This is a genomic window from Arcanobacterium wilhelmae (assembly GCF_029632765.1).
Lineage (GTDB): Bacteria > Actinomycetota > Actinomycetes > Actinomycetales > Actinomycetaceae > Arcanobacterium > Arcanobacterium wilhelmae.
This window is the reverse complement of the sequence record NZ_CP121247.1, coordinates 1,937,259-1,950,725: the sequence shown is the minus strand read 5'-3', so window position 1 is coordinate 1,950,725 and position 13,467 is coordinate 1,937,259. Positions and strand designations below refer to the sequence as shown.

Annotated in this window: 12 protein-coding genes; 8 read left to right on the top strand and 4 right to left on the bottom strand. The window is 56.3% G+C overall.

Going from position 1 to position 13,467, the window contains the following annotated elements:
- Positions 1-2 precede the first annotated feature (2 nt).
- On the bottom strand, positions 3-2,177 hold the full coding sequence (gene katG, locus P8A24_RS08550; RefSeq protein ID WP_278058351.1) for a catalase/peroxidase HPI: 2,175 nt from the start codon (positions 2,175-2,177) through the stop codon (positions 3-5).
- A 230-nt stretch (positions 2,178-2,407) separates the two neighbouring features.
- Here katG and P8A24_RS08545 point away from each other — a divergent pair, with 230 nt between their 5' ends.
- Positions 2,408-3,667 (top strand): ATP-binding protein, encoded by a 1,260-nt coding sequence (locus P8A24_RS08545; protein ID WP_278058349.1) that lies wholly within the window; start codon positions 2,408-2,410, stop codon positions 3,665-3,667.
- Between the two features lie 294 nt (positions 3,668-3,961).
- Here P8A24_RS08545 and P8A24_RS08540 read toward each other — a convergent pair whose 3' ends face one another.
- Positions 3,962-5,065, bottom strand: a complete 1,104-nt coding sequence (locus tag P8A24_RS08540; RefSeq protein ID WP_278057815.1) for an IS30 family transposase — start codon at positions 5,063-5,065, stop codon at positions 3,962-3,964.
- 521 nt (positions 5,066-5,586) lie between these two features.
- On the opposite strand from P8A24_RS08540, the gene P8A24_RS08535 reads away from it, so the two are divergent.
- From P8A24_RS08535 to P8A24_RS08525, 3 genes are read left to right on the top strand one after another with little or no spacing between them, the layout of a single operon-like run.
- Complete coding sequence (locus tag P8A24_RS08535) at positions 5,587-5,889, top strand: hypothetical protein (protein ID WP_278058348.1); 303 nt, start codon at positions 5,587-5,589, stop codon at positions 5,887-5,889.
- A gap of 24 nt (positions 5,890-5,913) precedes the next feature.
- Positions 5,914-8,121: a hypothetical protein gene (locus tag P8A24_RS08530; RefSeq protein WP_278058346.1), complete on the top strand. Its 2,208-nt coding sequence runs from the start codon at positions 5,914-5,916 to the stop codon at positions 8,119-8,121.
- Between the two features lie 9 nt (positions 8,122-8,130).
- On the top strand, positions 8,131-8,781 hold the full coding sequence (locus P8A24_RS08525; RefSeq protein ID WP_278058344.1) for an ABC transporter ATP-binding protein: 651 nt from the start codon (positions 8,131-8,133) through the stop codon (positions 8,779-8,781).
- 39 nt (positions 8,782-8,820) lie between these two features.
- Here the strand turns inward: P8A24_RS08525 and P8A24_RS08520 are convergent, their stop codons facing one another.
- Both P8A24_RS08520 and P8A24_RS08515 read right to left on the bottom strand, forming a co-directional pair.
- Positions 8,821-9,495 (bottom strand): response regulator, encoded by a 675-nt coding sequence (locus P8A24_RS08520; protein WP_278058342.1) that lies wholly within the window; start codon positions 9,493-9,495, stop codon positions 8,821-8,823.
- Positions 9,488-10,459 (bottom strand): sensor histidine kinase, encoded by a 972-nt coding sequence (locus P8A24_RS08515; RefSeq protein ID WP_278058340.1) that lies wholly within the window; start codon positions 10,457-10,459, stop codon positions 9,488-9,490. The genes P8A24_RS08520 and P8A24_RS08515 overlap by 8 nt, the downstream gene beginning before the upstream one ends.
- Positions 10,460-11,181: 722 nt before the next feature.
- Between P8A24_RS08515 and P8A24_RS08510 the strand changes: the two genes are divergently transcribed.
- The 4 genes from P8A24_RS08510 to P8A24_RS08495 all read left to right on the top strand — a co-directional run bounded on the left by P8A24_RS08510 (position 11,182) and on the right by P8A24_RS08495 (position 13,107).
- Positions 11,182-11,379, top strand: a complete 198-nt coding sequence (locus P8A24_RS08510; protein WP_278058338.1) for a hypothetical protein — start codon at positions 11,182-11,184, stop codon at positions 11,377-11,379.
- A 66-nt stretch (positions 11,380-11,445) separates the two neighbouring features.
- Positions 11,446-11,817 (top strand): hypothetical protein, encoded by a 372-nt coding sequence (locus P8A24_RS08505; RefSeq protein ID WP_278058336.1) that lies wholly within the window; start codon positions 11,446-11,448, stop codon positions 11,815-11,817.
- Between the two features lie 154 nt (positions 11,818-11,971).
- Positions 11,972-12,256, top strand: a complete 285-nt coding sequence (locus P8A24_RS08500; protein WP_193325984.1) for a transposase — start codon at positions 11,972-11,974, stop codon at positions 12,254-12,256.
- Positions 12,226-13,107: an IS3 family transposase gene (locus P8A24_RS08495; RefSeq protein WP_278058331.1), complete on the top strand. Its 882-nt coding sequence runs from the start codon at positions 12,226-12,228 to the stop codon at positions 13,105-13,107. The genes P8A24_RS08500 and P8A24_RS08495 overlap by 31 nt, the downstream gene beginning before the upstream one ends.
- Positions 13,108-13,467 lie beyond the last annotated feature (360 nt).

Below are 13,467 nucleotides of genomic sequence, written 5' to 3'. Positions count from 1 at the left end.
CGTTACTTCAGATCGAAGCGATCGGCATTCGCGAGCTTGACCCACACCTTGACGAAGTCGAGAACGAACTTCTCGGCCGCATCATCGGAGGCGTACACTTCGGCGATCGCGCGAAGCTCCGCATTCGAGCCGAACACCAGATCCGCGCGGGTCCCGTGGAACACTTCCTCGCCGCTGCCCCGATCGCGCGCGGTAAACGTGGTTTCCGATTCGTCGTTGGCGTTCCACTCGTAGCGCATATCCAAAAGGTTCGTGAACCAGTCCGTGCTGAGCACACCCACGCGATCCGTGAACACTCCGGCGTCGGAGCCGTCCCAGTTGGCGCCGAGCTCGCGCATGCCCGCGAGTAGCACCGTCATCTCGGGAACGGTGAGCGTGAGCAGCTGCGCGCGATCCACCAGCAGATACTCGGCCGGGATCGTTTCGCCCTCGGCAACATAGTTGCGGAACGCGTCCGCGCGCGGCTCGAGCACCTCCATGTTCATCTGGTCGGTCATCTCGGCGGTGGCGTCCACGCGGCCCGGCGCGAACGGCACCGAAACCTCCACGCCCGCGGCCTTCGCCGCCTGCTCCACGGCCCAGTTACCAGCGAGAACGACGACGTCGGCAAAGGAAACCTTGCGCGGCGAGCCCGCGTTGAACTCGTCCACAATCTTCTCAAGCACCGGGATCACGGCCTCGAGGTTCGCCGGATCGTTCACAGCCCACGAGCGCTGCGGCTCGAGGCGGATACGTCCGCCGTTCGCGCCGCCGCGGTTATCCGACCCGCGGAACGAGCCGACCGCCGCGAACGCGGCCTTCACGAGCTGCTGAACCGAAAGCCCACTTGCGGCCACGAGCTGCTTGATCGCGTCGGCGTCGTCGGCGGTGATCAACTCGCCTTCGTGAGCGGGCAGGTAATCCTCCCAATCGTAAATCTCCGCCGGTACGTCTGCGCCGAGCCAGCGGCTACGCGGGCCTACCGAGCGCGTGGTCAGCTTGAACCAGGCGCGCGCGTAAGCCGAGGTGAACGCGTCGAAATCGTCGCGGAAACGCTCCGCGATCGCACGGAACTCAGGGTCCTCACGCAACGCGATATCCGACGTCATCATGCCCGGCCGGCGCCCGCCAACGCCGTCGGGGTTCGGCATCTCGCCGTCGTGGTCGCCCTTGGCAACCCACTGCACGAAGCCGCTCGGGGCCGTCTCCTGCTCCCACTCGTAGTCGAGCAGATTGTGGAAAAACTCGTTATCCCAGCGGGTGGGGTGCTGCGTCCACACCAGCTCCGGGCCGCCGCCGATCGTGTCTGCGCCCTTGCCGCTCTTGTAGCTCGACTTCCAGCCCAGGCCCTGTTGCGCCATCGGCGACGACGACGGGTCCGGGCCCACGTACTTCTCCGGGTTTGCGGCGCCGTGGCCCTTGCCGAAGGTGTGGCCGCCGGCGATCAGCGCCACGATCTCCTCGTCCTTCATGCCCATACGGTGGAAGGTTTCCTTGATTTCCGCCGCGGAACCGCGTGGATCGCCCTTGCCGCCCGGGCCTTCCGGGTTCACGTAAATCAAGCCCATGTGGGTGGCGCCCAGCGGCTTCTCAAGCTTGTCGGCGCTGGAGCCGGTGCGCTCGGCGCGGCCAAGCATCTCGCCCTCGGCGCCCCAGTACACGCTGCGGTCCGATTCCCATTCGTCGGTGCGGCCGCCCGCGAAACCGACCACCGGCAACCCCATCTGCTCCTGCGCGACTGTGCCAGCCAGCGCCATCAGATCGCCCCACGAGAGCGCGCGGCCATACTTCTTCTTGATCGGCCACACCAGGCGGCGAGCCTTATCCAGTGAAACGTTATCCGGCCACGAGTTCAGCGGCTCGAAGCGCTGCTGGCCGTGCGTATCGCCGCCGCGGCCGTCCATCGCGCGGTAGGTGCCGGCCGAATGCCAGGCCATGCGCACAAAGAACGGGCCGTAGTTGCCGAAGTCAGCCGGCCACCACTCCTGCTCGGTGGTGAGGAGCTCGGCGATATCCGCCTTCACAGCCTCAAGATCGAGCGCCTCGAACGCTTCGCGATAGTTGAACCCCTCGCCGAGCGGATCGCGCTTGTTGTTGTTCTGCGCCAGCACCCGCAAATCCAGCAACTGCGGCCAAAAATCCTTCGTGTAGGGCGCCTTCTGCGGCGAGCCCTCGCCGTACAACTTCTCCTCGGACATCCTCATCCCTTTCGGTTAATTCGCGCGGCACATAGCCGCGATATTTCCAGCAATACTCGTTGAACGGGTTGCGGGTGGGTTTTCTTCCGAAGGTTTCGCCGACGGCGGAGGCGTGGCTTTTCGACGACGTCGAACTGACTGTAAAAATATGGTGGTGGATCCGTCAAAATATTGTGGTGGATCCGCAAAATTATTGTGGTGGATCCGTAATATTCACGTATAATGACAGCATGTTTTACCTGGAAAATGAAGTAAAACGGCATGCGGAGCCGTTGCTGAATGAGATGCTTTCAGAGTCGCCAATTGTTGTGCTCGAAGGTGCGCGCCAGGTTGGGAAGTCGACTCTGGCTCGGAGTGTCGCATCAGAACGTGAGGCACTGGAACTGACGCTGGATAATCCAGAAGTTGCTGATTTCGCTGCTCATGATCCGCTAGGTTTTCTTCGACAGGCAGGGGAGCGGCTGCTTGTGGTTGATGAGGCACAGCGTGAACCGTCGCTGGTGCTCGCGATGAAACAGCTGGTCGATGAGGATCGCACACCCGGCCGCTTCCTTGTGACAGGCTCGGCTGATTTTTTGAAGACTCGCGGCGCAAGCGATTCTCTTGCTGGGCGGGCAGAGATCCTTTCATTGGAACCATTGAGTATTGGTGAGCTTCATGAACGTGACACGCCTGAGGATTGGGTGAACTGGGTGGTCAATGGTGCGCCTGGTGATCTGGAGAGTTTCACGCCAGAGCGCACGCGTGAAGCGATTCTCGCAGGTGGATATCCTGTTCCCCTTCAACGGCAGACGATTCGGGCGCGCAATCGCTGGTTCGAATCGTATGTACGCGAGGTGTCGTCGCGAGATGCTGCTGAGCTGTCGGCTGGCGAATTTGTAGTAGCACTCGGACGAATGCTGAAAATGCTTGGCTCGTCGGGGCAAACCGAGATGGTGTATTCGAAATTTGCACGCCAAGTGGGCGTATCTGAGGGGAGTGCCCGCCGTTATCTAGGGCTCGCAGAGCAGATGTATCTGATCAGTGAGCTTCCTGCCTGGGGTCTGGGGCTCAATTCGCGAGCTGTGCGCAAGCCAAAGATGGCGCTTCTCGATACGGGCCTCGCCGCCTATTTCTCAGGAATGACTGCCGAAAAAACTCGCATGGTTGGGGGTCAAGAGTATTTCAGAGCGCTCGCTGAACAATTCGTTGTGGCTGAATTGCGCAAGCAACGTACATGGAGTGAAGAACGGTTCAATTTGTTCCACTATCGCAACCGCAACGACGAGATCGATATCGTGATCGAACTTTTCGACGGCCGCCTGGTTGTGGTTGAGGTGAAGGCCGGGTTGAGTGTGCAACCGAAAGCGTGGCACACGATCTCAACGCTCATTCCTGATGACCGGGTGGCGGCTCGGGTGATCGTGTACCTCGGCGAGCAATTCCAGCGTCGTTCGAACAACACATACTTGATGCCAATTTCCTCACTGTGGACGCACCCAGCGTTGTGAGCGCCAGTTTCCTCGCGAGTAACGGCTGCCCGCGGCTACCTGAGCAGGCTGCGAGGCCGAGCGGGGCGGTTACTACTGCGATGACGGTGAATTCACGGAACGCTCTTTAGTGTGACCACTAGTTGCCGTCGTGTACGTATCCGGCTTTGGCTGCGGTGAGGATGAGTTTGCCGCGTGAATGCATGTGTGTGGCGGCCATGAGGTCTTTGACGTAACCGCGCACTGTCACTTCGCTCAGTCCTTGCCGCTCGGCGATCTCTTTGTTGTTGTAGGTGAAAGTTTTGGGAGGGGGGTTCAGGCGGTCAATGCATCATTTAGTTGTTGGGCTAGTGTCTCATGTGGGGTGGCGCCTTTGAGGACGACGCGGGCGCGGTTGTTGAGTTCGTCTTGGGCTTCTTGGACTTGGGCATCGGTGATGGTGGCGAAGTTCGTTCCTTTGGGGAAGTACTCGCGGATGTCACGGTTGAGTCGCTCGTTCGAGGGCCGCTGCCAGGGAGAGTGGGGGTCAGCGAAAAACACTTTCACTCCCGTCGCGATCGTGAAGGACGGGGTTTGAGCCATTTCCGAGCCCTGGTCCCACGTGATCGTTTCAAACTTCCCGGGTAAAGACTTCACCATCGTGACCAACTCATCGACCACAGTCTTCGAGTCACGTCCCGCTCCGAGCCGGTGCATCAACACAAACCGTGAACGCCGCTCAACGAGCGTGATCAACGCTGTCCCATGCCCATCCTTACCACCACCAACAACCAGATCGCCTTCCCAATGCCCAGGAACAGCCCGATCACTGGCCTGGGGAGGGCGCATCGAGATCTGGGCACCTTCGACCCATGTTTTCCTCCCACGCCCCGGAAGCCCTGCAAGACGCGACCGAGGAATACGATTCTTCCGTCCCGAACGCAACGCTTTTTCACGTTTCAGTTCCTGCGCGAGTGAACCTACCCCTTGAACATATAAGGCTTGATAAATCGCTTCGACACTCACGTGCATCTCCCTATCATCTGGATACAAGTGTCGTAACCGTACCGCGACTTGCTGGGGTGAATACCGTTGATTGAGCAACCCCACCACAACCTCCCGAAGACGCGTGTTGGCCTGGAGTTTCAATGGTTTAGGACGTGCCCTACGCTCGAATGCTTTGCGTGAAGCCACACCCGCATCATAGGACCCATCCACGCGTTGGGAACGGTTAATCTCACGCGTGATCGTTGACGGGGAGCGTTTGAGGCGGATCGCGATCTGCCGGCCAGAGTATCCTTGGTCTAACAGCAACGCGATCGCGACACGTTCTTTACTCGTGATACGACGCCCGCGCCCAACGTTGCCGCTACCAACCTGGTCCACACTTGCAAGATGACGAGTCCCGCCACGGCGGCCTCGTCGTAACGCATTTTCCATGTCGCCTAACGCTACCCTGCATTGACGGACCCATTCACGGCAATACCCAAGCTCATGCGCAATATCAGTATTCGTCCATCCCTGGCCAATCAACTCGATCGCACGTTGACGATCACGCTCACGAACCTGGGCAAGAGACCCATGCGGGCCCGTCGCGAGGACTAGACCCGCCTCACGACACCACCTGCGGATCGTTTCCCGTGACATTCCCAACCGGCGAGAAAGACTCGACGCGCTCTCCCCACCCCGAATACACTCCAACACCACAGGCTTCACACAAAGCCACTTCCCGGCCATACCAACACACCCCAATCAGATAGTGCATTGACCCCAAGAACCTACCGGGACGTGAAGCGAAGTTTGCCCGAGTTCGTGCTCCCACTTTGGGCGTTTTCGTCTTTGGGAGGAACGAATATGGAGGCTGTCATTTTGCCTACAAATGGGGGTGTTGCGGACTCACCGATCTAGATTGAATAGTGCCGGATCCGAAGAAGGGTGCGAAAGTATCAATAAAGGAGAAAATGATGAAGAAATCGATCAAACGTGCTCTCGGCACGGTATCGCTAGCATCGATGATGCTTCTTGGTGGTGTGAGTGCCGCGTATGCAGGGACGGTTTATTATAAGCGCACTCCGGTCAGCTGGGACCATGGGCGCTTTCTTGGCGTGGTCTCCTATTCGGACGTCATGTCGGGGCACTTTGATCATCGTGCCACCGCGAATACGACAAACTCAGGTTGGCAGCGTCCTGGTGTTAGAGCATATGCGTCACAGAAGATCAGCCCTTGGACCACGGCCCGAGCCTACTGGGATTGCCGAGGCTGAGTGACTCCGGGATTGCGGTGAATAATGATGTCAAAGTTTTTGAAAATCACTTTAAGCTCCCTAGTTGTAGTGGTTGGTGTGTTGCTCTCGCTAATTTCTGCTGTCACGTTTGGGCAGCAGTACCAAAGTGTGTTGAGTGACTATCCCTCGACAGGGCAGGTGCTGAACCTCTCAGTCATCAACGATGACCGGTTGGCGCGAAATGCACTGGACATTGCGCGGCAGATCGTGAAAGAAAAAGGTGGCATCATTATTCGCCGCGACCTCGTGGTGTCGAATATCGACGGATCGAGCGAAGGATATCGTTACGGCTTCGACGGCAACCTCGCCGATGCTCCCGCCGGCGCTCTCTTGGAGTTCGCAGGCACACAAATTTTTTCGAAAGAAAATCTTGCCCTCCTTGCTAGCGCCAACCCGAAGTCAACCCTCGGTTTAGACCGCGTCCAGGCTGATTCAATCGCGTACCTTCCTTCTGTTGAGCTCTCTGCGCGCCCAATCGGCATGCAGTTGAGTAACCTCGTGGATATCTCCCACAATGTTCGTGGCACATACCGGGTGATCGGCCTTACAAGCGCGGATTTTACGAATCTTGTTCAGCAGATTTCGCAGGCAACCTCAATTCCATCAGGCAAAATGACCTCCGCCCTCTCAGGAGCAGCTGAAACGGGGGCAGTCTTCCTCACTCTCCTGTTCGGCTTCTTAGCAATCACCGTGGTGATGATCGCAGCATTGTTGACAGTGAATGTCTACCAGTCGGTGCGGCAGCTCGGAATGTTCCTCCTTCTGGGGCTGACGAAGTGCCACTTTTTAGCGAAAAACTGGCGCTTCGGCATCGGTATAGGCGTGGGCCTGATGGCACTGGTTGGAGGCATGCTTTGGGTGAGACGCGACTTCCCGATCACCATGCAAACGTTTGTTCACCTGGCGCAATACGCTACCCTCTACATTGTCCTCCTGGCTGGGGCCTGCCTACCGGCAATTGTTGCGGTCTACCTCGCCAAACCCGTTAACGCGATCCGAAACCGTGTCTCTCAACGAGGCATGGTGCTCGTTCTCGCGGCGTTATTCGCTCTGACCAGTGGGGTATGCGTTATTGGCTTGCGGGCCATGGACGGCCCACTCGGAGAAATCACCAAAGTTCAGACTCTCAAAAAATCCTGGCACGAAGTTGAAGATCACCAGATTCTTCACCGAGACGGGGTTGGTTCAAACCAAGTAGACGGCCAAACTGGGTTAAGCGACACGAGGCAGCGCGAATACTTCGCATGGTACGAATCGATCGAAGACAAGCCTGGAGTGAGCCTCATCAATACAACATTCCACGATGTAGCAACCCTTGATAACTGGCGAAACAGCCAAGTATACGAGAACGTTCCAAAGAAGCCATTTTGGTATTTCTCTGCTTCGGCCAACTATTTGCGTAGTGTTGGTTTCCCGGTGGCCGATCGTGATCGCGCCCTCGCCCTTGATGGAGTTCGCGTGTACTACCTGCCCGATACCTTGAGCAAGGATGAGAGTGAAACTATGAGTGATTGGCTTGCCGAGGATGCTCGGAGGCACGTGGATTCCGCAATCGCTACCCGATTCACTAAGAATCCTCGGTATGAGTTCCGCACTTATACTCCGGACATATCGTTCTTCACCTGGAACGAAGAAAGCCCCAACAATATCCATACGAAGGATCCGGTTATCTATCTCGCTACGGCCGCGAACATGACCTATTTTGAAAACGAGAGCCTTTCGGCTCCTGGCTTGCAGGGTAGCTACATTAAGCTCGAAGCCTCGGCGAAGGAGAAATACACGGCGAAGAGTTACCTCGCAAAGTATCAGATTGACGACAACGAGCCACAATTTATCCCCGTGTCGAACTTCCTTGCCGGGCTCCATAAAACCTTTACGCGCCTGCTTGAACTTTTCGGTACCGCCGTCGCCCTCGGTGCAGTCATTGACATGATGCTCATCGTCGGACTGGTACAACTCTACGCAAAAGCGAACGCAAAACGGGTCGCCGTGCTACGGCTCATGGGCTATCCCTTGGTGCATATTTTCCGAGCGCCATTCGCTGTCGTCCTGGGGGCCACGATACTTGCAACGCTTGCAGGAATACCCCTAGGGTCAGACTCAATCATCGCCTTCATGCCGATCCTCGGGCTCATTCAGCTTGCCTTGGTATTCGTGGTCGCAAGTCGCGCCGCAACTACTCACGTCTCCCATCTTCTCAAAGCAAACTAAGGAGTAATCATGGCTCTTCTCGAAGTCCACAACCTGACGAAAAAGTACGGTAACCGCACGATCATCGATTCCCTGAGTTTTAGCCTTGAACCCACCCAAACGATGGCGATCATGGGCGAATCCGGCGCCGGAAAATCGACGCTCTTGAACATGATTGGCTTGCTTGAGCCACCGACGTCGGGAACGATTCAGATCGCCGGTAACAATGCGCCGGGAATTAACTCGGCAACTGCCACAAAACTGCGCAGAAATACAGTGAGCTATCTGTTCCAGTCGTATGCGCTGTTGGAATCACACACCGCGTTGGAAAACGTCCTGTTAGGGATGAAGTACTCGCAGCTGCCGAAAAAGGACCGTGAGGCAGAGGTGAGGCGTGTTCTTAAACGGCTCGGGCTTCGGGACGTAATCGATGCGAAAGTCTTCACCCTCTCTGGTGGCGAACAGCAGCGCGTAGCGATAGCCCGGTGCATGCTCAAGCCCGGTCAGCTTATCTTGGCTGACGAACCCACCGGAGCGCTCGACCATCACCTCGCCAGCGTGGTACTCGATGAACTTTTCGCTCTGTGCCACGAGTATGGCAAGGCGCTGGTTGTGGTGACGCACGACGCCGAAGTGGCGGCGCGTTGCGAGCTCCAGTTAAGCATCGGCCGAGTGGCGTAGGCGGTGCATCCCCGGGCGCTTCGCTCTTTGGAATCGGAACTATTTGCCGTCGTGTACGTATCCGGCTTTGGCTGCGGTGAGGATGAGTTTGCCGCGTGAATGCATGTGTGTGGCGGCCATGAGGTCTTTGACGTAACCGCGCACTGTCACTTCGCTCAGTCCTTGCCGCTCGGCGATCTCTTTGTTGTTGTAGGCGAGGATGACGTCTTCGAATACTTGCCGTAGGCGTGGTGGAAGATTATCTACCGCGGTGGCGAACTCTGGGAATTTGTCACGCCCCTGCTTGCTGGCCAGGTAGGAGGCGGTGATGATTTTGGTGGGGGTGGGTCCGAGCACAATTTGCCCGGTGAGGGCGAGTCGTATTTGTTCTGCAAGCTGTTGGGGGAGTGTGTCTTTAGTGAGGAAACCGGAAAGCCCAAGTTTGAGGCACGAATCGAGCGCGTTCGGGTGTTTGAACGAGGTGAGGATGATGATGGGGAGTTTGGGGTTGATGCGCTGGATTGCTTTCGCGGCTGAAGGGCCGTCGATTCCGGGCATGTCGACGTCGAGGAGGATCACGTCCGCGAGGTGGGCAGCGGCTGCGGCCATCGCGGTGGCGCCATCGGAGGCGATGGTGATGACTTCCATGTCTGGTTCGTGGTTGAAGTTTTTGGCGAGAGTGTTGACGTAGAACTCGTCGTCGTCGGCGAGGATGATCCGGATTGTCTTATCCAATGGGTACCTCCAGGTTAAAAATCCATTCGTCTCGAATTTGGCCGTAGTCGAGGGTCCCGTGGTGGCGTTCTACTCGAACGGCAAGGTTTTCGAGTCCGTACCCGCCAGTGAGATCGGGGGTGGGTACAGGTTGTTCTGCGACTGCGTTGGTGAGAGTGAGGGAAGCGTTCCCGTTCCCGACGGCGATCGTGGCGGTTGCTGTCGAACCCTCCGGGGCGTACTTGAGGATGTTGGTTGCGCCCTCCCGCGCAGCGAGGCTGAGAAGCCGTTCAATGTTGATCGGGAGGAGGGTTCGCATTGGCGTGGAGAGGGCTTCACCTTCGGCGTCGGCGCAATTCCAGGTGAGAGTGATCGAACGGGTGGCGAGCATGCGCGTGGTCTCCGTGGGGACAACGTCGAGGGGCTTGTTCGCTGTTGTCGATGAGAGATCGAGAATCATCGGGCGCAGGTTACGGGAGGAACGCCCAGCAATTGTTGCGATGTCTTCTAGTGCGTCGCGAGCGGCAGAGGAAAGTGTGTTGCTCCTCAGGAGATCGCCGGCGATCACGGTGATGTGAGCGATGTCTTTCGCTGTGGTGTCGTGCAAGAGTGATGCAAGATCCGCTTTTGTTCGCGCCTCTATCTCTTTGTTCTCGGCTTCGAGTGAATGAATCATGTGATGTTGCCCGCGCAGGAAGAATCCGAGAGTGATGCAAAAGATGATCGGTAGCACGAAAAATACGACGCGTGCAAGCGTGTTTGGGTCGGGGTCAAAATAAGTAAAACCGACTTGGGCGATCAGAAGCGTCGCTATTGCGCGGACTTTGAAATCGGTATCGATCCATCTCACTACGATCGCGTACGTGCCGAAAACGTATGTTGGTAGCAGACCGCCAGGGGAGAGAGGGATGGCAACTGCAGCGGAAAGTAAGAAAATATATTCGAATATTATGCCGTAGAAACCAGCCAGGATGAGTAACAACATGCTGATTGCAGCTGAAAATATTCCCAGCTCGTGAATGAGTGAAGCTGTCAAATCGGGGATGCCGACGGCGAAGGCAACTATGGAATAAGCTATCGCGCTGGGAGTGAGAGTGCCCCGGAATTTCTCATGGCGGTGAGTGGTTTTTTCGCGCGAAATCAGTTGATTTTTCACTTCTTAATTTTGCACCACCAGGACCAACTGAACAAAGAATTGTTGCATAGAAATTGGGGCGAACTCTTCCCTTGGTTAGAGTAGTGCTGAAGATTTTCTATTGTTGGTGTTGTCATGTTTCCATCGAGTAACGATGGAGTAGTTGAGAGGTCTGCGAGAGTTAGAACAGAGAATGTCAACAGAATGGCCGTGAGAAATCGCATGGAAAGATCCCTTTGTGAATAGATGGACATGTTGTGAGTGAAATCAGAATAAATCGTGCGATATGGGTGTCATACCCCCAAATGTGGGTATCTCAATGCCAACAAATGTGGGGGTTGAATTGCCCCCCCATTCGAGGGTGTTGAAAACGAGCAAGCCTCGGTTGAATAGTTTTCGCATCGAAGAAAACGATGCTGAACAATCTCGACGAGAGGGTGAAAGATGAAGATCGCTCTGACAACCGTAGGACTTGTAATGTCGGGGAGTCTGTTTCTTGGTAATTTAGGTGGACCAGTAGGGATCGTAGCTTCATTGGCGTGGGGTGCGTTTAAGTGCCGAGGAGAGCTGTAATGTCGAAGAATGAGAAGCGCGACGAATTCTTCGGTTTTCTCTGGGGCGTACTTGTTTTCAAAGTGATCGATGGGATCGTTGCTGGATTTTCTCCGTTTGACGCGAAGCTCTGGTATCACCTTCCAACATGGGGTTATGCGGCTATTTCATCGATGATCCTCACTTTAGCTACGGTTTATTACAAGACGAAGGATTGATCCTCACAGAGGATCGTTCTATCACTTAGGCCTCGAAAATCTTGATGATCGATCGGAGGTGTAACCATGGCAGACGAATCCCGCTGGGCTCCTGTTCCCTTGCAGACTCGTTTTGTTGGACACTTGTTGACGGCCGTCGTGCTTTGGCTCTTGACTGTAGTCGTCGCCTGGGTGCTCTTGACAGTGGCAGGTTTGCCTCGGCTAAGTTTCGCTGAGTCGGTGTGGATTTACGCGGCGGAGTTCCCGGCCCAGTTGGTTGCCTCACTGCTGGAGGACAGGCTGGTTCGCCGTCGTCGGCGGTACTTCGCTGGCTCGGTTCCCGTGGCTGTCTCATCGATTGTCGCGCGTGCGGGAACTCGCACGCTTCGTCGCCAGATTCGGCGCGACATTTGTGATCACGCGCAGGAAGTAAAGAAGCGCCGCGAGAGAAAGAAATAGTCCATGGAACCGCTTGTGGCTGGCTCGGCTTTCCGGCGACGAAGCCGAGCCAGCCACAAAAGTTGCATCCGATTGGAGTGCCTTAAGTTTTTAGGTCCAGGTGACTTGAGTGTTGTCCATTGATGCCCTGCCTGCAGGTGGGGAGAATGGATGAATGGTGAAGAAATTCAGTAAACACACTCCCGAGCAGATTGTTCGTAAGCTCGATAAGGCGCGGGAGATGAAGGAATCAGGCTCGACGACGGCTCAGATCCTCACCACGCTGGGGATTAGCGAAGCCACGTTGAATAGGTGGCAGGCGACGTATGGGGCGATGACCAAGAGCGAAGCCAAAGAACTCCAGCGACTGCGCGATGAGAACACGCGCCTCAAACGTCTCCTTGGGCAGGCAGAGCTGGAAAAGGCTGCGTGGAAAGAATTGTCGGAGGGAAACTTTTAAGCCCAGCTCGCCGCCACGATGCCGTCTGGCATCTCGTTGGGCTGGGCTACTCCCAAAGACTTTCCTGCCAGATCGTCGGGCTCTCTCGTAGTGCTTACCGGCGCGCTAGGACCCGTGAAAGCAAGCCGGATAAATACGCGGATCTGCGCGAGTGGATGCACGAGTTCGCGCGTGATCACCGCCGGTGGGGACACTGGCGCGCCTGGAGAAACGCCCTCGCCGAGGGCTATGGGGTATGCCGCGAGACCTTCCGAAGGATCTGGCGTGAAGAGGGCTTGCGCGTCTTACCTAGGAAGAAGCGCAAGCGTCTAGCTGCCGGCACTCATCGTAATGTTCCTGCAGGCCAATACCCGGGTGATGTGTGGGCGTTGGATTTCCAGTTCGACTCGACCTGGCACGGCAAGATGATCAAGATCTGCAACATCATCGACGAATACACACGCGAACACGTTGCCTTCACAGTCGACAAGAAGGTCGACGCAAGCTCGGTGATTGAACTGCTTGACGTGGCTTGTCTGGAGCACGGCGGTCGCCCGAGGGTGATCCGGATGGATAACGGACCTGAGTTCATAGCCCACGCCCTCGAGGCCTGGGCGGCCGAGGATGAGACGATTCAAGCGTTTATCCCGCCAGGTCAGCCATGGCATAACGGGTTTGTTGAGTCGTTCCATAACCGGATGAGAGACGAACTCCTCGAGGACAACAGTATCGAGCATCTCGAGCATGCCCGCCTACTCGTGGCCCAATGGTCATCACGTTACAATAACTTCCATCCGCACTCATCACTGGGCTACCTCAGCCCACGGAAATACGCGGAACAATGGAGACAAGAAAACACGGTCAACGCTTAAACCGACTGGACCTAATTCTTAGGCCACTCCACGATCCGTAAAATTTTGGTGGTGGATCGGTAAAACTTTGGTGAGGATCCGAAATCACAGGGCAAGTGAGCAGCCAGTTTTCTCGCGAGTAGCAACCAGTGAATCCACAGCTTGCGGACTTTATGGAAGTGGCGACTTTTCTTTGATTTCATGCGGAAAGCATAAAACTAACCTGGAAGTTGCAGGCTGTCTAACCTGGAAGTTGCAGGCTGTCTAACCTGGAAGTTGCAGGGTCTGTAACCTGGAAGTTGCAGGGTCTGTAACCTGGAAGTTGCAGGGTCTGTAACCTGGAAGTTGCAGATTTTTGAGTGCAAAATTCGCGCCTAACGG

What these genes read in the sequence shown, in the direction of transcription:
- katG (WP_278058351.1), bottom strand. Translation starts at nt 2,177, where the DNA reads ATGTCCGAGGAGAAGTTGTACGGCGAGGGCTCGCCGCAGAAGGCGCCC.
- P8A24_RS08545 (WP_278058349.1), top strand. Translation starts at nt 2,408, where the DNA reads ATGTTTTACCTGGAAAATGAAGTAAAACGGCATGCGGAGCCGTTGCTG.
- P8A24_RS08540 (WP_278057815.1), bottom strand. Translation starts at nt 5,065, where the DNA reads ATGGAAAATGCGTTACGACGAGGCCGCCGTGGCGGGACTCGTCATCTT.
- P8A24_RS08535 (WP_278058348.1), top strand. Translation starts at nt 5,587, where the DNA reads ATGATGAAGAAATCGATCAAACGTGCTCTCGGCACGGTATCGCTAGCA.
- P8A24_RS08530 (WP_278058346.1), top strand. Translation starts at nt 5,914, where the DNA reads ATGATGTCAAAGTTTTTGAAAATCACTTTAAGCTCCCTAGTTGTAGTG.
- P8A24_RS08525 (WP_278058344.1), top strand. Translation starts at nt 8,131, where the DNA reads ATGGCTCTTCTCGAAGTCCACAACCTGACGAAAAAGTACGGTAACCGC.
- P8A24_RS08515 (WP_278058340.1), bottom strand. Translation starts at nt 10,459, where the DNA reads ATGTTGTTACTCATCCTGGCTGGTTTCTACGGCATAATATTCGAATAT.
- P8A24_RS08510 (WP_278058338.1), top strand. Translation starts at nt 11,182, where the DNA reads ATGTCGAAGAATGAGAAGCGCGACGAATTCTTCGGTTTTCTCTGGGGC.
- P8A24_RS08505 (WP_278058336.1), top strand. Translation starts at nt 11,446, where the DNA reads ATGGCAGACGAATCCCGCTGGGCTCCTGTTCCCTTGCAGACTCGTTTT.
- P8A24_RS08500 (WP_193325984.1), top strand. Translation starts at nt 11,972, where the DNA reads ATGGTGAAGAAATTCAGTAAACACACTCCCGAGCAGATTGTTCGTAAG.